The organism is Azohydromonas lata (genome assembly GCF_034427735.1).
Lineage (GTDB): Bacteria > Pseudomonadota > Gammaproteobacteria > Burkholderiales > Burkholderiaceae_C > Azohydromonas > Azohydromonas lata.
In genome coordinates, this window is record NZ_JAXOJX010000033.1 from 1 (window position 1) to 20,613 (window position 20,613).

At 73.0% G+C, this 20,613-nt stretch carries 19 protein-coding genes and 2 pseudogenes; 10 read left to right on the forward strand and 11 right to left on the reverse strand.

Translation table 11 applies throughout. The annotated features are described in order from the left end of the window. The 3 genes from SM757_RS18935 to SM757_RS18945 form a co-directional block, all read left to right on the forward strand. A partial coding sequence (locus SM757_RS18935; protein WP_407655784.1) for a phospholipase D-like domain-containing protein occupies positions 1 to 646 on the forward strand: 646 nt, incomplete at its 5' end. 96 nt (positions 647 to 742) lie between these two features. Next, entirely contained in the window at positions 743 to 1,903 is a 1,161-nt protein-coding gene (locus SM757_RS18940) for a glycosyltransferase family 4 protein (protein WP_322466690.1), read from the forward strand. Then, on the forward strand, positions 1,887 to 2,432 hold the full coding sequence (locus SM757_RS18945; protein WP_322466691.1) for a phosphatase PAP2 family protein: 546 nt from the start codon (positions 1,887 to 1,889) through the stop codon (positions 2,430 to 2,432). The genes SM757_RS18940 and SM757_RS18945 overlap by 17 nt, the downstream gene beginning before the upstream one ends. Positions 2,433 to 2,564: 132 nt before the next feature. Here SM757_RS18945 and otnI read toward each other — a convergent pair whose 3' ends face one another. After that, positions 2,565 to 3,362, reverse strand: a complete 798-nt coding sequence (otnI, locus tag SM757_RS18950) for a 2-oxo-tetronate isomerase (protein WP_322466692.1) — start codon at positions 3,360 to 3,362, stop codon at positions 2,565 to 2,567. A 158-nt stretch (positions 3,363 to 3,520) separates the two neighbouring features. On the opposite strand from otnI, the gene SM757_RS18955 reads away from it, so the two are divergent. Then, a complete protein-coding gene (locus tag SM757_RS18955) occupies positions 3,521 to 3,757 on the forward strand; it encodes a hypothetical protein (RefSeq protein ID WP_066331151.1) in 237 nt (78 codons plus the stop codon). Positions 3,758 to 3,841: 84 nt separating this feature from the next. Here the strand turns inward: SM757_RS18955 and SM757_RS18960 are convergent, their stop codons facing one another. Both SM757_RS18960 and SM757_RS18965 read right to left on the reverse strand, forming a co-directional pair. Beyond that, positions 3,842 to 4,666 carry a polysaccharide deacetylase family protein gene (locus tag SM757_RS18960; protein ID WP_322466693.1) on the reverse strand — a complete coding sequence of 275 codons (825 nt, stop codon included), beginning with the start codon at positions 4,664 to 4,666 and terminating at the stop codon, positions 3,842 to 3,844. Positions 4,667 to 4,679: 13 nt separating this feature from the next. Further along, complete coding sequence (locus SM757_RS18965; RefSeq protein ID WP_322466694.1) at positions 4,680 to 5,936, reverse strand: glycosyltransferase; 1,257 nt, start codon at positions 5,934 to 5,936, stop codon at positions 4,680 to 4,682. A gap of 97 nt (positions 5,937 to 6,033) precedes the next feature. On the opposite strand from SM757_RS18965, the gene SM757_RS18970 reads away from it, so the two are divergent. The 4 genes from SM757_RS18970 (at position 6,034) to SM757_RS18985 (ending at position 8,969) form a co-directional block, all read left to right on the forward strand. Then, positions 6,034 to 6,486, forward strand: a complete 453-nt coding sequence (locus tag SM757_RS18970) for a ferritin-like domain-containing protein (protein ID WP_066331240.1) — start codon at positions 6,034 to 6,036, stop codon at positions 6,484 to 6,486. Positions 6,487 to 6,595: 109 nt separating this feature from the next. Continuing rightward, complete coding sequence (locus tag SM757_RS18975) at positions 6,596 to 7,453, forward strand: DUF4142 domain-containing protein (protein ID WP_322466695.1); 858 nt, start codon at positions 6,596 to 6,598, stop codon at positions 7,451 to 7,453. A 33-nt stretch (positions 7,454 to 7,486) separates the two neighbouring features. Continuing rightward, a complete protein-coding gene (locus SM757_RS18980; RefSeq protein ID WP_322466696.1) occupies positions 7,487 to 8,608 on the forward strand; it encodes a DNA topoisomerase IB in 1,122 nt (373 codons plus the stop codon). 10 nt (positions 8,609 to 8,618) lie between these two features. After that, positions 8,619 to 8,969, forward strand: coding sequence for a hypothetical protein (locus SM757_RS18985; protein WP_322466697.1), 351 nt, complete (start codon positions 8,619 to 8,621; stop codon positions 8,967 to 8,969). A gap of 345 nt (positions 8,970 to 9,314) precedes the next feature. Here the strand turns inward: SM757_RS18985 and SM757_RS18990 are convergent, their stop codons facing one another. From SM757_RS18990 to SM757_RS19020, 8 genes and pseudogenes are all read right to left on the reverse strand, one after another. Continuing rightward, the gene (locus SM757_RS18990) at positions 9,315 to 9,614 is read right to left on the reverse strand and encodes a hypothetical protein (protein WP_066331137.1); all 300 of its coding nucleotides are present in this window, start codon (positions 9,612 to 9,614) and stop codon (positions 9,315 to 9,317) included. Between the two features lie 316 nt (positions 9,615 to 9,930). Beyond that, on the reverse strand, positions 9,931 to 11,070 hold the full coding sequence (locus SM757_RS18995; protein ID WP_322466698.1) for a glycosyltransferase family 9 protein: 1,140 nt from the start codon (positions 11,068 to 11,070) through the stop codon (positions 9,931 to 9,933). Positions 11,071 to 11,081: 11 nt separating this feature from the next. Beyond that, the gene (locus SM757_RS19000) at positions 11,082 to 11,291 is read right to left on the reverse strand and encodes a hypothetical protein (RefSeq protein WP_322466699.1); all 210 of its coding nucleotides are present in this window, start codon (positions 11,289 to 11,291) and stop codon (positions 11,082 to 11,084) included. A gap of 37 nt (positions 11,292 to 11,328) precedes the next feature. Beyond that, positions 11,329 to 11,478: pseudogene (locus SM757_RS35590) on the reverse strand (glycosyltransferase family 2 protein); the annotation flags it as partial. Between the two features lie 59 nt (positions 11,479 to 11,537). Next, a complete protein-coding gene (locus SM757_RS19005) occupies positions 11,538 to 13,376 on the reverse strand; it encodes a carbamoyltransferase family protein (protein ID WP_322466700.1) in 1,839 nt (612 codons plus the stop codon). Continuing rightward, a complete protein-coding gene (locus SM757_RS19010) occupies positions 13,373 to 14,548 on the reverse strand; it encodes a glycosyltransferase family 9 protein (RefSeq protein ID WP_084267120.1) in 1,176 nt (391 codons plus the stop codon). The genes SM757_RS19005 and SM757_RS19010 overlap by 4 nt, the downstream gene beginning before the upstream one ends. Further along, complete coding sequence (locus SM757_RS19015) at positions 14,545 to 15,180, reverse strand: D-glycero-alpha-D-manno-heptose-1,7-bisphosphate 7-phosphatase (protein ID WP_322466701.1); 636 nt, start codon at positions 15,178 to 15,180, stop codon at positions 14,545 to 14,547. Before SM757_RS19015 ends, SM757_RS19010 begins: the two co-directional genes overlap by 4 nt. Before the next feature lie 254 nt (positions 15,181 to 15,434). After that, positions 15,435 to 15,995 (reverse strand): annotated as a pseudogene (locus SM757_RS19020) (glycosyltransferase); the annotation flags it as partial. A 176-nt stretch (positions 15,996 to 16,171) separates the two neighbouring features. Between SM757_RS19020 and SM757_RS19025 the strand changes: the two are divergent. Both SM757_RS19025 and SM757_RS19030 read left to right on the forward strand, forming a co-directional pair. Continuing rightward, positions 16,172 to 17,401: a cation:proton antiporter domain-containing protein gene (locus tag SM757_RS19025; protein WP_157118699.1), complete on the forward strand. Its 1,230-nt coding sequence runs from the start codon at positions 16,172 to 16,174 to the stop codon at positions 17,399 to 17,401. Between the two features lie 199 nt (positions 17,402 to 17,600). After that, entirely contained in the window at positions 17,601 to 20,579 is a 2,979-nt protein-coding gene (locus tag SM757_RS19030) for a hybrid sensor histidine kinase/response regulator (RefSeq protein WP_322466702.1), read from the forward strand. Positions 20,580 to 20,613: the final 34 nt, after the last annotated feature.

Sequence of the window (20,613 nt, forward strand, 5' to 3'; positions counted from 1 at the left end):
GGCTTCGCTGCCGCTGCTGGTGGCCGACGGGCGCTGGGCCTTCATCACCCCCGGCGGCACGCGCGCGCCGGCCATGGCGCTGGAAGGCCCCGTCGTCCCCGCGTTGCAGCAAGGCTTCGTCCAGGACTGGATCCGACGCCTGCAGCCTGAGCTGCCCGCACGGCGCTGGCGCACGCTGCTGCCCGTGGCGGGCCAGCAGCAAATGGCGCCCGCGCCCCTTGGGCATCCGCAAGGCGCGCTGGCGCTGCGCGGCGCGCTGCTGCAGGCGCTGGGCATGGCTCAGTTCCGCATACGGCTGGCGCTGGGTCCGGGCGAAAAGCCCGGCCCCGTGCTGCTGCGACTGCTCTGCCAGGCCGCCTGGCGCGGCGTGGACGTGCAGGTGCTGCTTTCGCGCCCGGGGCGCGCGCTCAAGCTGCTGCAGCGCTCAGGGGCGGCCTGCCAGTGGGCCGATACTGCCCCGGCCCGGACCGACACGCCGGTGCCCTGTGCCGCGCTGGCGGTGGTGGACGGCCTGTGGGTGACGCTGGGCACGCCGCGGCTGCTGGACGAGCCTGCGCCCGTGCTGCTGGATGCCGAGGTGGGCGCGCAGGTCGAGCTGCACTTCAAGCGCCGCTTCGACGCGGCCGGCTGCACCCTCACACCTTGAACGGGGCCCGGGTCGGGCCGCAGTGCAAGTCCCAGCGCCCCGCTCGGGAACACAAACTGCTTCGGCCGCTGCACTGCCGCTACCAACACGACCGCCGTGCGCATCGCCTACGTCACTGAAACCTACCCGCCGGAGCTCAATGGCGTGGCCCTGACCACGGAGCGCACGGTGCGGTTTCTGCGTGAGGGCGGGCACGAGGTGCAGCTCATACGCCCGCGCCAGCGCGGCGAGGCGGCGCGGGACGACGCGCAGGAGTGGCGCACGCACGGATTCCCCATCCCGCTGTACCCGGCGCTGCGCTTCGGCGTGGAGCGGCAGGCGCGCTTCATCTCGCACTGGCAGGCGTTCAAGCCGCACATCGTCCACGTCGCCACGCCTGGGCCCATGAGCCATGCGGCGGTGCACGCGGCGCGGCGGCTTGGGCTCACCGTCAGTACCGACTTCCGCACCAACTTTCACGGCTATGCCCGCTATTACCGGATGGGTTGGGCCGAGCCGCTGATCGCGGCCTGCCTGCGGCGCTTCCACAACGAGGCCAGTTGCTGCTTCGTCCCCACGCGGGCGCTGGCGCGGCAGTTGCGCCTGAGCGGCTTCCAGCGCGTGGAGGTGCAGGGCCGCGGCGTGGACACGGAGCTCTTTTCGCCGGACCGGCACAGCGCCGCGCTGCGCGCGCGCTGGAACGCGGCCGATCCGCGGCAGGTGGTCATGCTTTACGTGGGCCGGCTGGCCGCGGAGAAGAACGTGACGCTGGCGCTGCGCGCCTTCCAGGCAGCGCGGCGGCTGCGCCCGCTCACACGCATGGTGGTGGTGGGCGACGGCCCGCTGCGCGCGCGGCTGGAGCGCGACTTTCCGGCGGCCGAGTTCGTCGGCTCCCAGCACGGCCAGGCGCTGGCCGAGCACTACGCCAGCGCCGACCTGTTCCTCTTTCCCAGCCAGAGCGAGACGTTCGGCAACGTGACGCTGGAGGCGCTCGCGAGCGGGCTGGCGGTGGTGGCGGTGGACCTGGCCGCCGCGGCGCAGCACGTCGATTCCGGCCACAGCGGGCTGCTGGTGCCGCCGGACGACGAGGAGGCGTTCATACGCACGGCCATACGCGCGGCGGAGATGGGCGAGCTGCTGGCGCCCATGCGGCTGGCCGCGCGCCAGGCGGCGCTGCAGGTGCGCTGGGAGCAGGTGCTCTCGCGCTTCGAGCAGCGGCTGGCGCAACTGGCGCTGCAGCCCTTGCCGGTGCGGCTGCCCCATGTGGCCATGGCCTGAGCAGCGCCGCGAGCGCTGGCTGGAAATCGACCGCCAATGGGCGCGGTGGCTGCACCGCGGTGCGCAGCGCCTGCCGCTGCTGCGGCTGCTGGTGGTGGCCAGCCGGCTGGGCGACGGCGGCCTGTGGTACGCGCTCATGCTGGTGCTGCCCTGGTTGGGCGGCAGCCCCGATGGGCTGGTGTGCACGCTGCAGATGGGCGCGGCCGGCGTGATCAACGTGGTGCTCTACCGCTGGGTGAAGCTGCGCACCGGGCGCGAGCGCCCGTGCGTGGACTGCCCCGACATCCGCGCCTGCGCCAAGGCGCTGGACCGCTACAGCTTTCCCAGCGGCCACACGCTGCACGCGGTGAGTTTTTCCGTGCTGCTGAGCTGGCACTACGCGGCTTGGGCGCCGCTGGCGTGGGCTTTCACGCTGCTGGTGGCCGCGTCGCGCGTGGTGCTGGGGCTGCATTACCCAAGCGACGTGGCGGCGGGGGCCATCACGGGCTTCGTGACGGCGGGGACGCTGCTGGCGCTATGGCCCTGGTGAGCGTTCGCCGGCTTTTGGCGTGGGTGCTGCCGGCACGGGACGAGCGCAGCACCCTTGCCACAGGGCTGACACGGACGAACAGCCTCCCCAGGACAGCCCCGCCGTTGCGCCCGCAATAAACCCTTCAAAACCTCAAGCCTGACCGGCCTTCCAGCGCCGCAGCCAGCTCAAACCCTCGGACGTGCCCGCACGCGGCCGGTACTCCGCGCTGGCCACGCCCGTGTAGCCCAGCTCGTCGATCAGCCCGAACAGGTATGGGTAGTTCAGCTCGCCCACGTCCGGCTCGTGGCGCTCGGGGACGCCCGCGAACTGGATGTGGCCCACGCGGCCCGTGGGCAGCCACTGGCGCAGCTTCATGGCGAGGTCGCCCTCGGTGACCTGGCAGTGGTAGAGGTCCATCTGCACCTTGACGTTGGGCTCGCCCAGCGCCTGCACCAGGCGGTGCGCGTCTTCCTGGCGCTGCAGCAGGTAGCCGGGCACGTCGCGCGGGTTCAGCGGCTCGATCAGCAGCTCGATGCCCTCCTCGGCCGCCAGCCGCGCGGCCCAGCGCAGGTTGTCGAGGAACAGCTCTTCCAGCGCCTGGCGCGGCACGCCCGCGGGCATGCAGCCGGCCATCACGTGCACGCGCGGGCAGCGCAGCGCGCGGGCCCAGGGGAGCGCCTGGTGGATGAAGCCGTCGCGGAACGCCTGTTCGCGGCCCGGCAGTGCGGCCAGGCCGCGCTCGCCGGCATCCCAGTCGCCCGGGGGCGCGTTGAACAGCACCTGGCGCAGGCCGTGGCGCTGCAGGCGCTGGGCGACCTCGGCGGGCTCGAAGGCGTAGGGGAAAAGGCATTCCACGCTGTCGAAGCCGTCGGCCGCCGCGGCCTGGAAGCGGTCCAGGAAGGCGTGCTCGGTGTACAGCAGCGAGAGGTTGGCGGCGAAGCGGGGCAAGGCGGGTCTCCCTTGTGTTTGCGCTGGGGCGTCAGTCCTGTGACAAGCCCGCATTGTCCAGCGCTGGCATTGGGCATCGGTTTGCAGCCGGCGGCCGACTGCCTACGATGCCCGCACGGCCGGCCCAATGGCGCCGGACGCCGCACAAGGAGGTACACATGGACCACAAGCTGCATCTGCTCGAAACCTTCAGCGCTCGCGACGCGCACGGCAAGAGCTACAAGGTCAGGGGCTATGAACACATGATGCGGGAGGACCTTTTCGTCGCCGCCGAAGAGCACTGGGAATCCACCGGCCAGGCCGAATACCGGCTGGACAGTGGCGAACCGCTGGAAATGCTGCCGGACGGCACGCTGCGCATGCGCGGCAGCGACGTGGTGCTCACGCGGCAGTAACGGCTCACCTTCAACCAGGAGAAATGCCCGGCCCCGCCGGGCTTTTTCTTTGGGCGCGGCAGGAGCGCAGGGGGCGCGGCGCTCCTACAGGCTGGGCTTCAAGGGCAGCCGCTGCGCCACCTCGCGCAACAGCAGCGGCTGGCGGCCCTGCGCCAGGGCGCGCGCCAGCAAGTCCAGCCAGCAGCGGCGCACCTCGGGGTACACCACGTCGTCCGGGTGCAGCTCGAAGCGCAGCAGCGGCGCATCGCTCAAGCGCCGCGCCAGGAAGGGCACCCACAGCCGCGACACGCCGCGCCGCCACGCCGCGCGGGTGCTGAACACCAGGCTCCACGAGCGCAGCGGCGCCTGGCCCTGCAGCGCGATGAAGCGGTCCAGCGTGCAGCTGTAGGCAAAACCCGCGTCGGCCAGCGCCTGCGCGCTGCCCTCGCCCAACAGCCAGGCCGGCGGGACGAAGCCCGCCAGCGGCCAGCCCCGGCGCGCGAACCAGCGCTTTCCCAGCGCGATGCGCCGCGCCGCGTCCTCGCGCGCCAGTGCGGCGAACTCGCCCTCGCCCGCCGTGTAGAAGCGCCGCCGCAGCCGCTGCAGCGTGCCGCGCGCGGGCACGGGGTCCAGGTGGCTCCAGCCGTGCAGCGCCAGCTCGTGGCCTTCGGCCAGCGCCGCGTCCATGGCGGATTCGAAAGCGCGCGTGGACGGCTGGCCGTGCCAGCGCGGCACCACCAGCAGCGTGGCGGGCAGCGCGGGCGCCAGATCGCGCGCGGCCTGCAGCAGCGCGGCGCAGCGCTCCCAGGTGGCCGGCGCCACGTCGTGCACCACCAGCGCCAGCGCGCCGCCGGGGGCCAGCGCGTCGCGCGGCAGCTCGGCGGGGGTGGCGCCCAACAGGGCGGACGCCGGGTTCAGGGCCAGGGCCACGGCCGGCGCGGGCTCAGAGCACGTCCTTGCCCGTGGGCGCCATGGGCGAGGACAGGCTGGAGGACGCGGGCATGCCGCACCAGTGCAGCGCGGGCAGCGTGGCTTCCTCGCCGGTGAGGCGGCTGCCGTGCATCAGCCGCCGGTAGCAGGTGACGAGCTGGGGCAGCACCACGTCCCAGTCATAGCGCTCGGCGCAAGCGCGGCCGGCCTCGCGCCAGGGGGTGGTATCCGAAGCAAACAATGCCGCAATCGCTTCCGCCCACTGCGCGGGCTTGTCGCTGTCCACGGCCAGGGCGGCGCCGCCCTCGGCCAGCTCGGCCAGGCCCGCGGCCTTGCGCACGATGACGGGCGTGCCGCAGGCCATGGCTTCCAGCGGCGCCAGGCCAAAACTCTCCTGGTCGCCGGCGTGTATGAAGGCGTCGGCGCTGGCCATGAGCCGCGCCAGGTGCGCGGGCCGCGGCTCGTAGGGCAGGCGCTGCACGCGCGAGCCGTGCGGCGGCAGCGGGCCGTCGCCCACGGCCAGCAGCAGGTACTGCTTGCCCAGGCGGCGCACGGCGTCAGCCAGCAGCGGCAGGTTTTTCTCCGGGGCGAAGCGGCCGGCGAACAGCAGCAGCTTCACGTCGGGGGCGATGCCCAGCTCCTCGCGCAGCCCGGGGTCGCGCCGCGAGGGGTGGAAGGCGCGCGTGTCCACGCCCAGGGGCTGCTGCTCCACGCTGTTCAGGCCTATGGCGCGCAACTGCTCGGCCATGGATCGGCTGGGAGCCAGGACGAGGTCGAAGTCCCGGTACATGCGCGCCAGGTAGGCCGCCACCGTGCGGCGCACGAGGCGGCGCAGCCAGTTCGGCCCGCCCAGGAGCCGCGCGGCCATCTCCATCACGTTGCTGTGGCAGAAGGCCACCACCGGCACGCCCAGGCGCTGTCCGGCGTCCAGGCTGGCCCAGCCCAGGCGCAGGGGGTCGCCGGCTTCGATCAGGTCCGGCCCAAGCGCCTCGATGCGGCGGGCCGCGGCGCGGCGGTCCAGCGGCAGCCGGTAGCCGCCCAAGCCCGGCAGGGGGATGCCGCCCGCGTCCTCGAAGCCCCAGCCGCGTGCGCCGGGCGCGAACACCGTGTGCCGCCAGCCCGGCTGCCGCGCCAGCCACGCGTGCTTGACCTTCAGGTAGCGCTGCACGCCTCCGCCGGTCGGGCTCCAGAACATGGTGGTGTCGACGACATGGCAACGCGCCTCGTCGTCGGGGTCGCGGGCGTGCGCGGGCGCGTGCGGGGGCTTCATGCGCAGAACTGATGCAAGCCTCATGCCGCAGTGCAGCAATCCCATGGGCACGCTGTCTGCCTGGAAGGTCCTACCCGCATTCAAGGAGTGTTTCCCCATGAGCAACGACGAAGTCATCGACACCCTCAACGACCTGATCGAAACCAGCAAGGACGGCGAGTACGGTTTCCGCACCAGCTCCGAGCACGCCAAGTCGCCCGACTTGAAGAATTTGCTGCTGCAACGTGCAAGCGATTGCCAGCGCGGCGCCAGCGAGCTGCAGTCGCTGGTGGCCCAGCTCGGCGGCGAGGCCGACACCGGCGGCAGCGCCATGGGCGCCATGCACCGCGGCTGGGTGGCGGTGAAGGCCACGCTCTCCACCTACGACGACAAGGCCATCCTGGAAGAGTGCGAGCGCGGCGAGGACACCGCCCTCACGAGCTACCGCAACGCGCTGGCCAAGCCGCTGCCGCCGCAAATCCAGGCCGTGGTGGACCGCCAGTACCAGGGCGTCAAGCGCAACCACGACCAGGTGCGCGAGCTGCGCAACCGCCTGCGCGCCGCGACCTGACCCTACTGAACCCGCCGCAGGGTGCCCAACGCGCTTGGCGCGCCCAAGGCGGGGCCCGCGGCCGCCAGCCTTCCCTTGGCAGCCGCACCGCCCTCCCCCCGCACACACCATGAACAACTTCAGGACGCTGCCCCTGGCGGGCCTGTTGGGCTTGGCCCTGCTGGCCGGCTGTGACCCCAAGTCGCCCAAGGTCACCGAGGACCACCGGCCGACCTCCGGCGTCGAGCACGCCGCGGGCAGCATCACCGGCAGCGCGGGGACGGCCACGGGCACCGGCGGCGCCGGCTCCACCACGGCGCCCGGCACGCCTTCGGGCTCGTTGCCTGAAGCCTCCGGGCCGGCCGTGCCTGCCGGCAACGAGCCCACCGCCGGCGGCAGCAGCGGCGCACCCGTGGGCGCGGGTGGCGGCCAGGCCACCGGCGCCACGTCGTCGCCCCCGGTGGCCGTGCCGGCCGCGAGCACCGCCTCCATGGCCGCTGGGGCCGGCGAAGCGTCCGCCAAAACGGGAACGCCTGCCCCATCCGCCACCCAGCTCAGCAGCGCCGAGCGCACCTTCGTCCAGACCGCCGCCGGCCTGGGCCTGTACGAGATCGCCGCCGCGCAGCTCGGCCAGGACCGCGCCTCCAGCGCCGCCGTGCGCGAGTTCGCCGCCCACATGCAGCGCGACCACGTGCGCGCCCAGGGCCGGCTGCAGACCCTGGCCGACGCGCACCGCGTCGAGCTGCCCGGCCAGATGCCGGCCGACCGCCAGACGGTGCTGGAGCGGCTGCAGGGCGCCACGCCCTTCGACACCGCCTTCGTCAACACCGTGGGCGTGCAGGACCACGTGAGCACCATCGAGCGCTTCGAAAAGGCCTCGCGCGACACCAAGGACCCCGAGCTGCAGGCCTGGATACGCCAGACCCTGCCCACGCTGCGCCAGCACCTGGCGCAGGCGCGCAAGCTGCCGGGAGCCGACGCCCGCTGACGCCGAGCAAGCACGCCGCCGGGAGCCGCCGCCATGGCCGCCGTGCTCCAGGACAGTGTTGAGGAAACCCTGCCGCCCGGCCTGCGCTGGGTGAGCGACACCCAGCCCGGCCTGCGCCGCGAGCGCCGCGGCGACGCTTTCGTCTACCTCGACGCCCGCGGCCGCGAGCTCACCGACGAGAAGCGGCTGGCGCAGATACGCCAGCTCGCCATCCCGCCCGCCTACACCGACGTGTGGATCTGCGCCCAGGCCAACGGCCACCTGCAGGCCACCGGGCGCGACGCGCGCGGGCGCAAGCAGTACCGCTACCACCCCGACTTCCGCGCCCACCGCGAGGACCACAAGTTCGAGCGCCTGCTGGAGTTCGGCCAGGCGCTGCCGCGCATTCGCCGGCGCGTGGCCGAGGATTTGCAGGCCAGCACCCGCGGCGGGCCCTCGCGCACGCTGGTACTGGCCACCCTGGTGCGGCTGCTGGACAGCACCGTGCTGCGTGTGGGCAACGACGAGTACGCCCGCGACAACCGCTCCTACGGCCTGACCACGCTGCGCCGCCGCCACGCGGGCCTCACCGGCAGCAAGCTGAAGCTGCGCTTTCGCGGCAAGCACGGCGTGCAACACGAGGTGGCGCTGGACGATCCGCAAGTGGCCCGCGTGGTGCGCCGCTGCCAGCAGTTGCCCGGCCAGGAGCTGTTTCACTACGTGGGCGAGGACGGCCAAACCCACGCCGTGGGCTCCGGCGAGGTCAACGACTACCTGGAAGCCGCCGCGGGCGAGCGGTTCACGGCCAAGGACTTTCGCACCTGGCACGGCAGCGTGCGCGCGCTGGCGCTGCTGCGGCTGGCCTGTCTGAAATGCGAAGGGGCGCCGAAGCTGGCTCCCGTGATCGCCGAGGTCGCCCGCCACCTGGGCAACACGCCCGCCGTGTGCCGCAAGGCCTATGTGCACCCGGCCGTGCTGGCGCTGGCCGAGGATTGGGAGGCCGGCGCCGCGCTGTGCCGCCGCTTGGGTGAGTCGGTGCGCGCCCATGGCGGGCTGCAAGCCGACGAGTGGCGGCTGCTGCGCTTCCTGAGCAGCCCAGGCACGTCCTGGGCGCGCACCCACGGGCGCAAGGCCCTGCGGGAGATGTGCATTGCCGAACCGCAGCGTCCCCGCTGAGCCGTCTGACGTGCCGACGCCACCTGCCCCCTCCAACAGCGCCCTTCCCGTCTCCTCCCCCCACGAGGCTGCCTCCACCGCAGCCCACCCCTTCTCTCCCCAGGAGGCTTCCGGGGCGATACGGGAGTCCGTGCTGTCGCCCAAGCTGTGCCCGCGCGCCCAGGCCGCGCAGCGCGCCGTGGCGCGCAACTTGGGCGTTCACACCGTTGGGCTGCTGGGCCGCGACGGCGGCCCGCTGGCGGCGCCCAGCGACGTGCCGCTGATCTTCCCGGGCCAGTCCACGGCGCGCATCCAGGAGGCGCACATCTTCATTGGGCACAACCTGTGTGCGCTGGTGGAGAAAGGGTTGGGACGGGGTTGAGGGTGCGCGGGTTGAAGGGGGCTGCGAGGGGGGCTGAGCGCAAAAGCCCGGCAACGGTCAGCCGGAGGGCGGTGCGCAGTGCACCTTGATCCGTCACTGCCGCGAAGGCGGGAACCCAGGCGGTCCCCAGACCGGAGTGAAGGGACACTGCAGGAAAGCCGCGGTTTTGGCCCTTGTGAGGCCGGCCCATGAGCTGGCGGCCGGCTTGGGGACCGCTTGGGTCCCCGCCTGCGCGGGGATGACGAAGCAACGAGTTCAGCGGATCAGCTTGCGGCCACCGAAAACCGGCGGCGGCGCCCTTTGCCGTCTGCTTGTTGCGCCCTGCCCCGCTTCCGGCTGCCCCCCTTACAGCATCTGCCCCGTCGCGCGCGCCACGCAGTGCACGGGCCGGTCCGGCAGGTTGGGCGCCTGCAGCAGCACTTCCACGCGGCGCGGGCCCAGGGCTTCGACCAGTTGGGCGCGCAAGGTGTCTTCCCAGGTGCCCGGGTCGTCCACCGGATCGGGACAATCCACCAGCAGCTCCACGTCGTCGCACTTCGCGCTCGCGCAGGCACAGGGGCCGTAGAGCCAGGCCTGGCCCCGGCCGAAAGTGAACTGTTCGACGGTCTGGCGGATGGCGTGGCGTTGGTCGGGGGTGAGAAGCATGGGCGCAGTCTAGGCGGCCCAACGCGCCGGCCGGGAGTGAACTCTGCTCGGTTCCACCAGCCCTTGAGCCTTGCCAAACGCTTACGCAATTACCGAGCGCGATCACCCGCTGCAAGCCACCGGCGGCGCGCGGCACGCCTTCGAAACAGCGCCGGGTCGTGCAGCCGCTCGCCCATCACCACCACCAGGCCCTCGGCCTTGTCGCCCGTCGTAGAGGGAGTTGCCGTGCACGTGCCAGGTGAGCACGCGCAGGCGGCGGCCGCCGCAGGACGCCGAGGAAGCGGGGCGGCCGGGCATGGGCATCAGCGCTGCGCTCTCAGCTGTAGAGATGCGGCTCGGCGCGGGGCTGGTCCAGCGTGGCGGCCAGGCGCCCTTCGCAGGCCGCCGACACCTCGGCCGCGCCTATGGCCAGCGCGCAGGCGTGGCCCGTTGGGCAGCTCACGTGGTGGCAGGGCCGGCACTCCATGGCCTGCCACAGCACGTGGTGCGAGCCGCGGCCCAGCGGCCGCCAGCGCGAGACCTCCGAGCCGCTGGCCACCACCACGCTGGGCGTGGCCAGCGCCGCGGCCACGTGGGAGATGCCCGTGTCGTTGCACAGCAGCAGCCGCGCGCGCGCCACCAGCGCGCCCAAGGTCCACAGCGTGGTGCGCCCGGCCAGGTTGATGCTGGGCTGGCGCATGTGCGCCTGCAGCTCCGACGCCAGCGCGACCTCGCCGGCGCTGCCGGTGAGCACCACCGTGAACCCCTGGCGCGCCATGCGGTCGGCCACCTCGGCAAAGCGCTGCACCGGCCAGCGCCGGCTGGGCAGCCGCGCGCCGGCGTGCACGCACACGTAGGGCTCGTCGGACGCGGCGCCCGGCCACACGGCCTGCAGGTCGCTGAAGTCCTGCGGGCGCAGCGGAAACTCCAGGTGGTCGCCCTGCCGCGCCACGCCCAGGTGGTCCAGCAGCCGCAGCAGCCGGTGCACCTCGTGCCCTTCGCTGGGCCAGCGCGTGTACAGCTCGGGCTGCGGGCAAAAGGCGCCGGGCTCGAAGAAGCCGGCCGAGCGCCGCGCGCCGCAAGCGGCCATGAGCGGGTTGACGATGCGCCCGCTGCCGTGCATCTGCAGCAGCAAATCGAAGTGCTCGCGCTGCATCTGGTGCAGGAAGTCCGTTACGCCCCCATGGTCCACGCCGCCCTCGGGCAGCCCGGGAAAGCCGGGGAAATCAATGAAACGGTCCACCATGGGCAGCCGCTGCATCAGCTCGCGCGCCCAGGGCAGGCCGATGTAGCTGATCTCGGCCTGCGGGTGCGCCGCGCGCAGCGCGCGCAGCGCCGGCACGGCGCACAGCACGTCGCCCAGCATCAGGGCGCGGAACACGCCTATGCGGCGCAAGGGCCCCTCGGCGGCGGGCACCGCGCCAGGCAGGCTGTGCGGATAGCGGTCCCGTTGGGAAGTGGGCAGGGAAATCGGCATGTCACCCTCGTTCATATAAAGAGCACGCGGAAACGCCAGGCGCCGACGAAGCGCCAGTACACCGCGAGGTACGGAATGGCAAAGGAAGTCACGAGCATCTCGGCCACGTGCGCGGGCGCCAGCGACGCGACGCCCCGTCGCTTGAAGGCAAAGCCCAGGAGGGCGCGCAGGCCCTCCTGCAGCCAGCCGGGGGCGGTGTCGTCGTCGGTGAAGGCGATCACCGCCGCCGGGGCGCGCGGCCAGCTCGTCCACCACGGCGCGGGTATCGTCGCTGCGCCCGTCGTCCACCACCAGCACCTCGAAGCGTGGCGGGTCCAGGCGCTGGCGCAACAGCGCCTGCAGGCAGCCGCGCAGCAGGTCCGGGCGCCGGCAGGTGGGAATGACGACGGCGATTTCGACGGGGCTCATCGGTGCATCAGCTCTTGCAGTGGGATTTCTCGATGCGGTTGCGGCGCGCAACGAAACGCTCAGCCCTTGCGCAGGATGAAATTGCCCATGACCAGCGCGTCCAGCGGCGTGCTGAAGAAGGCGTCCAGCGCGTCCTTGGGCGTGCACACCACGGGCTCGCCGCGCACGTTGAAGGAGGTGTTGATCAGCACCGGCACGCCGGTGAGCGCCCCGAAGGCCTTCAGCAGCGCGTGGTAGCGCGGGCTGGCCTCGGCGGTGACGGTCTGCACGCGGGCCGTGAGGTCGGCGTGGCAGGCGGCCGGGATGCGCGGGGCCTGGCGCTTGATCACGTCGTAGATGAAGAGCATGAAGCGCGCTTGCCCGCCGTTGGCCTGCGCGGGGGTGAACCAGTCGCCCAGGTCTTCCTCCGGCACGGCGGGGGCGACGGGGCGGAAGTCCTCGCGGTCCTTCAGTTCGTTGATGCGCGCCTGCATCTGCGCGTGCAGCGGCGAGGCTAGGATGGAGCGCGCCCCCAGCGCCCGCGGGCCGAACTCCATGCGGCCCTGGAACCAGCCGATCACCAGGTCCTGCGCCAGCAGTTGCGCGGCCTCGGCGGCCACGTCGTCCACGCGGCGGTACGTCAGCTTGGCCCACTTCAGGAGCTGCGCTATCTCGTCGTCGCCGTAGCCCGGCCCCCAGTAGGCGTGCTCCATGGCCCAGTCCGAGCGTCGCAGCACCGTGGGCACGGCGTTGGGGGCGGCGCGGCTTGCCAGCGCCACGTCGCGCGCCGGGGCCGCGGCGTCCTGGGCCGCGGCCGCCACGGCGTTGACGACGGCCGCGGCACCCGCGCCCTCGCGCGCATCCACCCACAGCGCCGCGCCCAGCGCCGTGCCGGCGTCGCCCGCGGCGGGCTGCACCCAGACCTGGTCAAAGAGGCCCGCGTCGCGCAGCCGCGCGTTCATCACGCAGTTCAGCGCCACGCCGCCGGCCATGGCCAGCAGCGGCTCGCCGCTGGCCTCGCGCAGCCAGCCGGCCAGTTGCAGCGCCGAGCGCTCCAGCACCTGCTGCAGCGAGGCGGCCAGGTCCAGGTGCGGCTGCTCCAGCGCCGCGCCGCGCTCGCGCGGCGGCACCAGGGCGCCAAGGTCGATGCGCTCGATCTCGTAGCGCCCGTCGGGGAACACGCGCACCTGGAGCTGCAGCGCCTGCGCAAACCGCGGCTTGCCCAGCGCCGCCAGCGCCATGACCTTGTACTCGTCGCTGCTGTGCAGGAAACCCAGGTGGCTGGTGACGCGCTCGTAGAGCAGGCCCAGGGAGTGCGGCATGTCCACCTCGCCCAGCGGGCGGTACAGCCCGTCGGCCCACAGGCCGTAGGCGGTGGTGGCGTCCTCGCCGCGGCCGTCCAGCGTCATCACCGCGCAGCGCTCGAAGGGCGCGGCCAGGAAGGCGCTGGCCTGGTGGCAGAGGTGGTGGTCGATGAAATGCCACTGGAAGGGGCCGTCCCAGCGGCAGCCCTTGAAGCGCTTTTTCAGGTGGTGCGGCGCGCCGTCGGCGAGCTGGCGCGGGGCGTTGCTGACGTAGGCGGCGAACAGCGGGTCCCAGGGGTTGTCCCAGCCGGGGGCGGGCTGCGCCGAGGGCTGCAGCGGCAGCGTGATGCTGTCGCCTTCCAGGCGGCCCCTGATGAAGCGCTGCGGGTCGTAGCTGTAGGCCACATGGTCCACCTGCGCCAGCGTGAGACCGGCCTCGGCCAGGCAGTAATCGATAGCGTGGTACGGCAGCTCCCACGCCGTGAACGGCAACGGCCGCTTGCCATGCTTGATGCGTGTGAAACGCTCCTCTTCCGCGGCGGCGATGAGCTGCCCGTCGCGCACGAGGGCGGCGGAAGAGTCGTGGAAAGCTGCGTTGATGCCGAGAGTGATCATCCAAGTGCCGTAACTGGGTGGGGAATGCAGGGGCTGGCCGGATGCAGCGGCACGCCGGGCAGCGGTCCCATGAGGTCGAGCGCCGCCTGTACCACATCCTGTGGCGGCACGCGCTCCAGGCAGTCATGGTGACGCTCGGGGCACACGCTCTTGAGGCAATGGCGGCAAGGCACCGGATGGTTGAGCACCCGCGCCCTCGCCTGCCAGGGCGTGTGCTGCGGGTTGGTCAGCGCGTACAGCACCACCACCGGCGCGTTGAGCGCGGCGGCCAGGTGCGCCGGCGCGCTGTTGTTGCACAGGGTGACCTGCGCCCCAGCGATGAGCGAGGCCAGCTCGCCCAGCACCAGCTCGCCGCCCAACGACACGGCGCCCTCCCCGCCGTCGCGCATGGCGGCCATGGCCTCGTGGATGAGCGGCAGCTCGTCAGGCCCGCCGCTGAAGACGGCCTGGCAGCCCGTGGCGTCCGCCAGCGCCTGCGCGGCCTGGCCGAAGCGCTCGGCCGGCCAGCGCCGCGAGGCGGCCGTGGCGCCGGGATGCACCACGAAGTACGGCCGCGTGAGGTCGCCCCCGGCACGCTCGAACTTGTGGCGCATGGCCAGCGCCTCTTCCACCTTGAAGCGGAACAGCAGCCGCTGCGCGTCGGCCTGCAGCCCCACGTGGTGCACCAGGTCCAACTGGCGCTGCGCCTCGTGGCGCATGCCGTCGGCGGGCACCTCGGTGTCGGCGATCCAGTCGCTCAGCAGCTCATAGGGGTTCTCGCGGCTGTAGGCCAGGCGCAGCGGGATGCCGGCCTGCAGGCACAGCAGCGCGGCGGGCAGCGCGCTTTGCGTGCACACGGTGAAGATGACGGCGGCGTCGAAGCGGGCCTCGGCCAGTATCCGAACCATGCGCGCCTCGGCCTCGCCGGGGCCCAGCGAGCGCTCCAGCGCGCCGGCCGGCCGCTTGACCCAGGGCGCGTCGTAGGCGAGCACTTCGTCCACCACCGGCACGTGCGAGGCCAGCGCCGCGCCCGCGCTGGAAGCCAGCAGGGCGATGTGCGCCTGCGGCAGCGAGGTGCGCAGCGCCACCAGCGCCGGCGTCGTCATCAGCAGGTCGCCGAGGTTGTCCAGGCGTATGGCCAGCACCCGCCGCGCGCCCTGCCACAGGCGCTGGCGTTCGCAGGGGGCACTCATGACAGCACCTCGTGGCTCACAACAGGCGCGGCGTCATGCCGCAACGTTTGGTTCTCGCCCATGTCGTCGCTCCCCAAAATAAAAGCCGCGGCATCGAACAAATCCTTGGCGCGGTGGTGCGGAAGGCGCTGCGGCGAGAGCTGCCACTGCGTCTCGTTGCCCACGTCCAGCAGCACGCTGCGGCAGCCGGCGCGACGCCCGGCCTCCACGTCGTTGAGGATCTCGCCCACCATCCACGAGCGCGCCAGGTCCAGGTGCAGCGCCCCAGCCGCCTGCAGCAGCAGCCCCGGCGCGGGCTTGCGGCAATCGCAGCCGGCGTCCGGCGCATGCGGGCAGAAGTAAAAGCCGTCCAGCGTGACGCCTGCCTCGGCCACCAGCTTGTCATGTAGCGCCCGGCGCAGTGTCTCGAACTGTTCGGCGCTGAAGCGCCCAAGCGCCAGGCCGTGCTGGTTGCTCACCACCACCACCAGCGCGTAGCCCGCGCGCTGCAGCGCTTGCAGGGCCGGCAGCGCGCGCGGCGTGAAGCGCAGCAGCGCGGGGTCGGCGTTGTAGGGCACGTCCACGACCAGCGTGCCGTCCTTGTCCAGGAACACGGCCGGACACGGCGGCGCGGCGGCGCCGTGGTGCGTCATGCCACGGCTCCCGGTTGCGAGCGGTCGAGATCGGCCGCCGGCACCGCCGCCGCTTCGCGCGGGCGGCGCACCTGCTGGCAGACGGTGGCCAGCGCGTCGGCCACGCCGTCCCAGGTGAACATCGTGCGCACGCGGCGCATGCCCGCGCGGCCCATGGCCTGCGCCAGCGCCGGGTTGGCGTGCAGTTGCGCGATGCGCGCGGCCAGCGCCATCCGCCACCCCCGCCTCGCGGGCCAGCGCGCGCAGGCGGCCGATCGGGCGTCGTCGGCGCCGTAAAGGCGCAGCAAATCCGATCTGTCCTGCGGGCACTCGGCCACCACGCGGTCCGCGCCGCGCACGATGCGCGCCTCGATGGCGATGCGCTCCGGCGGGAAGGCGTCGGCCGCGCCCTGGTGCTCCAGCCGCACGCGGCCCAGCGCATGGAAGGTCATCACCAGCGGCACGCCGAAGCCGGCCTTCAGCCGCAGGCCCACCAGGCCGGACATGAAGAAGTTGGCGTGCACCACGTCGTAAGGGACGCTGTGCGCCAGGAGTTGCCGGGACGCGCGCGTAAATGCCGGCATGTGCTGCAGCAGTTGCTCCTTGGGGACGAAACGCGCCGGCCCGGCCGGGATGTGCAGCACGCGCACGCCAGGGCGCAGGTCCACGGCGGCGGGCAACGCGGCGGCGTCGCGGCGGGTGAGCACGTCCACGTGATGGCCGCGCCGCGCCAGGCAGCGCGCCACGTGGGAGACGTAAGTGTTTTGCCCGCCCGCATCCACACCGCCTTGCGGGGCCAAGGGCGAGGCGTGTTCGCTGATCAAGGCGACACGCAGAGGCGGTGGCGGGGAGCTCATGAAACCAATCCCATGGCGGCGGTGCCGTTTTCCGCGGCAATCGCCATTCCCCTGTTCCGAGCTTGCGGGGATTGCGCGGTGCGAGGGCTCAAGGCCCTTGACACGCGCCCCGCCAGGGCCTGCCGCGGGGCATTGCGCTTGCTGATGCAGCGCACATGCTGACCGCGACCATGCTGCTGCTGGGCCTTGTGCTGGTCGCGATGGCGCTGCTGGAAGCGCCGGTGCGGCGGCTGCCGCTGTCCTCGGCGCTGATCTACCTGGCCGTGGGCTGGGGCGCGGCCGTGCTGCATGCGCCGCTGCCCCAGCCCGACCCGCTGCGCCAGGCCGCGCTGCTGGAGCTGCTGTCGCAATGGGCGGTGCTGATCTCGCTGTTCGGCGTCGGCCTCAAGCTGGAGCTGCCCGCGCGCTGGAAGCGCTGGCGCGTGGCGCTGCTGCTGGCCAGCACCACCATGGTCGCCACCGTGGCGCTGGCCACCGCGGCGGGCGTGTGGCTGCTGGCCCTGCCCTGGGCCGCGGCGCTGCTGCTGGCGGCCATCCTGGCGCCCACCGACCCGGTGCTGGCCTCCGAGGTGCAGATCCACGACACCGGCGACCGCGACGCGGTGCGCCTGTCGCTCACCGCCGAGGGCGGGCTCAACGACGGCACGGCTTTTCCATTGGTGACGCTGGCGCTGGGCCTGCTGGGCCTGCACGACCTGGGCGAAGGCGGCAGCACCTGGGCGCTGCACGACCTGCTGTGGGCCGTGGGCGGCGGGCTGGGCCTGGGCTGGCTGTGCGGACGCGCGGTGGGCCACCTGGTGGCGTGGCAGATGCGCCGCCAGAGCCCGCTGTGCTGGGACGAGCTGCTCTACCTGGGCACCATCGCCCTCACTTACGCGCTGTCGGAGCTGCTGCAGGTCACGTCCTTCCTGGCCGTCTTTGCCGCCGGCGTGGCGCTGCTGCACGGCCACCGCGAGCCGCCGCACGAGGGCGACGCGCTGGGCCGGCGGCTGTCGGCCTTCAGCGGCCGGCTGGAGCGGCTGGTGGAGGTCAGCATGGTGGTGTTCCTGGGCGCGGCCATGACGCTGGTGCGCTGGAGCTGGCCGGTGGTGGCCTACGCGCTGCTGATGGTGTTCGCGTTGCGCCCGCTGGCCGTGCTGCTCACCATCGGCGGGCTGCCGCCGGCACAGCGCCGGCTGCTGGCCTGGTTCGGCATACGCGGCGTGGGCTCGGTGTTCTACGTCAGCTACGCGCTGCAGCACGGCGTGAAGGGACCGCTGGCGCAGGTGCTGATCTCGGCCACGCTGGTGGCGGTGGCGCTGTCCATCGTGTTGCACGGCATCTCGGCCACGCCGCTGATGCGCTGGTACCGGCACTGGCGCGCCCGCCGCGTGCACCAGGCATGAAAGCCGCCCTGCAGCGCTGGGCGGTCCAGCGCAGCCGGCCGGCGGCGGTGTTGCGCCCTCAACGTCCCCCGCGCCGCAGGACTAGACTGCCCCGCATGCGCGGCGCCGCATCCACTCCAGGCCTCCACAAAAAACCAATGACGCTCCTGCTTCTTCCACTGCACCACGGGTATTGGGCTTGCCCGATAGCTTGCCTGTGATGAATCCCCCGCGAACCCTTGGGCGGTCCTGGTGGCCGGGCTGGCCGCGGGCTTCGCTGCGCACCTACTTGGTGGCCATGATCCTGCTGGGCACGCTGCCCAGCGTGCTGCTGATGTCCTGGCAGGTGTTCTCCAGCATCCGGGCCGAGCAGGACCAGCTCGACGTGCAACTGCAGCGCAGCGCCGAAGGGCTGGCGCACGGCGTGGAGCGCGAGCTCACGGCCAGCATGGAGGCGCTGTCCATACTGTCCTGGGACGATGCGCTGCAGCGCGGCGACGTCGAAGCCTTCGCCGCCTCCTTCGCCGAGCAGCCGCAGATGCGCGCGGCCTGGAGCGGCGTCTTCCTGCTGGACCCGGACGGCCAGCCGCTGCTCGACACCGCGCAGCCCCCGGCCCAGCCCGCGCCCTGGCTGCGCCAGCTTGCCCGCGACACGGCCAGCAGCGGCCGGCCCGCCGTCTCCGACCTGCTGGCCGCGCGCTTCGAGGGGCGCTTTTGCACCGCCGTGCTGGTGCCGGTGCGCGTGGACGGCCAGGTGCGCTACGTGTTGGGCGCGTGGATGGACAGCAACGTGTGGCAGCGCCTGCTGGAGAACATGGGCCGGCCCGGCGAAGGCTTCACCAGCCTCTTCGACCGGCAGCGCCGCCTCATCGCCCGCGTGGCCGACCAGGGGCCCGTCGCCGTGGGCCGCGAGCTGCCGCCGCAGGCGCTGCGCCTGGTGGCCGGCAGCCCCGCCGGCGTGACGCGGGCCGACCGCTTGGGCGGCGGCGACGGCTACGTCGCCTGGCAGCCCGCGGGCTACGGCTGGGGCGTGGGCGTGGGCGTGGCCGCCGAGCCGCTGGAGACGCGCGCGCGCCGCGCCGTGGTGGCCACGCTCAGCACCGCGCTGGTGTGCCTGCTCCTGGGCGTGGCGGTGGCGCTGTACGTGGCGCGCCGCGTGACGCTGCCGCTGCGGCTGCTGGCCACGGCCGGGCCGCGGCAGCCGCTTGGGCGCATCGTCGTCGACGAGATCACGGTGCTGCGCGACGCCCTGGTGGCGGCCGAGGCACAGGAGGCCGTGGCCCGCACCCGGCTGCAAAGCAAGGCCGACGAGTTCGAGACCCTGTTCCACAGCATTCCCGTGGGCCTGGCCGTGGCCCACGACCCGCAGTGCCGCTCCGTGCTGCACAACGCGGCCATGGACGCCCTGGTGGGCGGCGCCGAGGCCAGCGACACCGTGCGCATGCTGCACCGCGGCCACCTGCTCGGCCGCGAGGAGCAGCCGCTGCAGCGCGCCGCCGCCAGCGGGCAGGCGCTGCGCGGGCTGGAGCTGGAGCTGCAGTTCCCCAACCGGCCGCCGCGCCATGTCATCGCCCACGCCGCGCCGCTGCTGGACGCCGCCGGGCGCCCGCGCGGCGCCATCGGCGCGCTGGTGGACATCTCCGAGCGCAAGCTCGCCGAGGCCCGCCTCACCCACGCCGACCGCCGCCTGCGCGAGAGCCAGCACCTGGTGGACCTGGCGCAGGAGGCCGGGCACGTGGGCTTTTTCCACTACCACGTGGGCACGGACACGGCCTCCTGGACCTCCGGCCACGCCAAGCTCTTCGGCCTGCGCAGCAAGCGCGTGGAGGGGCCGCTGGCCGAGTGGATAGAGCGCATCCACCCCGAGGACCGGCCCAGCGTGCGCCACGCCCTGGCGCGGCTGCTGCACCAGCGCGCCGAGCGGCTGACGCTGGAGTTCCGCGTGGCGCTGGAGGGCGGGCAGACGCGCTGGCTCTCCAGCCGCGTGCTGGTGACCTACGCCGAGGACGCGCGCCCGCTGCAGGCCATAGGCATCACCGTGGACATGACGGAGCAAAAAGCCGCCGAGCAGGAGCGCGCCGCGCTGGTGGAGCGCGAGCAGGCCGCGCGGCGCGAGGCCGAGGCCGCCAGCCGCGCCAAGGACGAGTTCCTGGCCATGCTGGGCCACGAGCTGCGCAACCCGCTGAGCGCCATCTCCTCCGCCGTGGAAGTGCTCAACCGCGGCAGCGCCAACGAGGCGCTGGCCACCAACGCCCGCAACATCATCGGCCGCCAGACGCGGCACCTGGCGCGGCTGATGGAAGACCTGCTGGACGTGGCCCGCGTCATCTCCGGCAAGGTGGTGCTCTCGCGCCAGCCGCTGGAGCTTTCAGCCCTGGTGCAGCGGCTGGTCTCCACGATGCAGCTCACCGGGCAGACGCAGCAGCACGAGCTGCAGTTGCAACTGCAGGAAGGCGTGTGGGGAGACGCCGACGCCACGCGCGTGGAGCAGGTGGTGAACAACCTGCTGTCCAACGCGCTGAAGTACACGCCGGAGGGCCGGCGCATCGAGGTGCGGCTCGCGCGCGAGGGCTCCGAAGCGGTGCTGGAGGTGCGCGACCAGGGCTTGGGCATTCCGGCCTCGCTGCTGCCGCGCATCTTCGACCTCTTCGTCCAGGGCGAGCGCACGCTGGACCGGCGTGCCGGCGGCCTGGGCATTGGCCTGACGCTGGTGCGCCGCCTGGTGGAGCTGCACGGCGGCACCGTGGGGGTGGAAAGCTCCAGCGAGGGCAGCACCTTCCGCGTGCGGCTGCCGGCCATAGAGCCGCCGGCGCTGCACCCGGTGCGCGAGACGCGGCTGGCCTCGCGGCCCCGCCAGGTGCTGCTGGTGGAGGACAACGCCGACGCCATGAGCGCGCTGCGCAGCCTGCTGGAGCTCGACGGCCACACGGTGAGCACGGCCGTGGACGGCGTGGCGGGCCTGGCGGAGCTGCTGCGGCTGCGGCCGGAAGTGGCCATCATCGACATCGGCCTGCCCGGCCTCACCGGCTACGAAGTCGCCAAGCGCAGCCGCGCCGCGGGGCACGGCGGCAAGCTCATCGCGCTCTCCGGCTACGGCCAGGGCCGCGACGTGCAGCAGGCGCTGCGCGCGGGCTTCGATGCGCACCTGGTCAAGCCGGTGGACCCGGAGACGCTGCGGCGGCTGCTGGCGGAGCCTTGAAGGCGGCCGGCGGCGGGTGTTAGATGGTCTAACA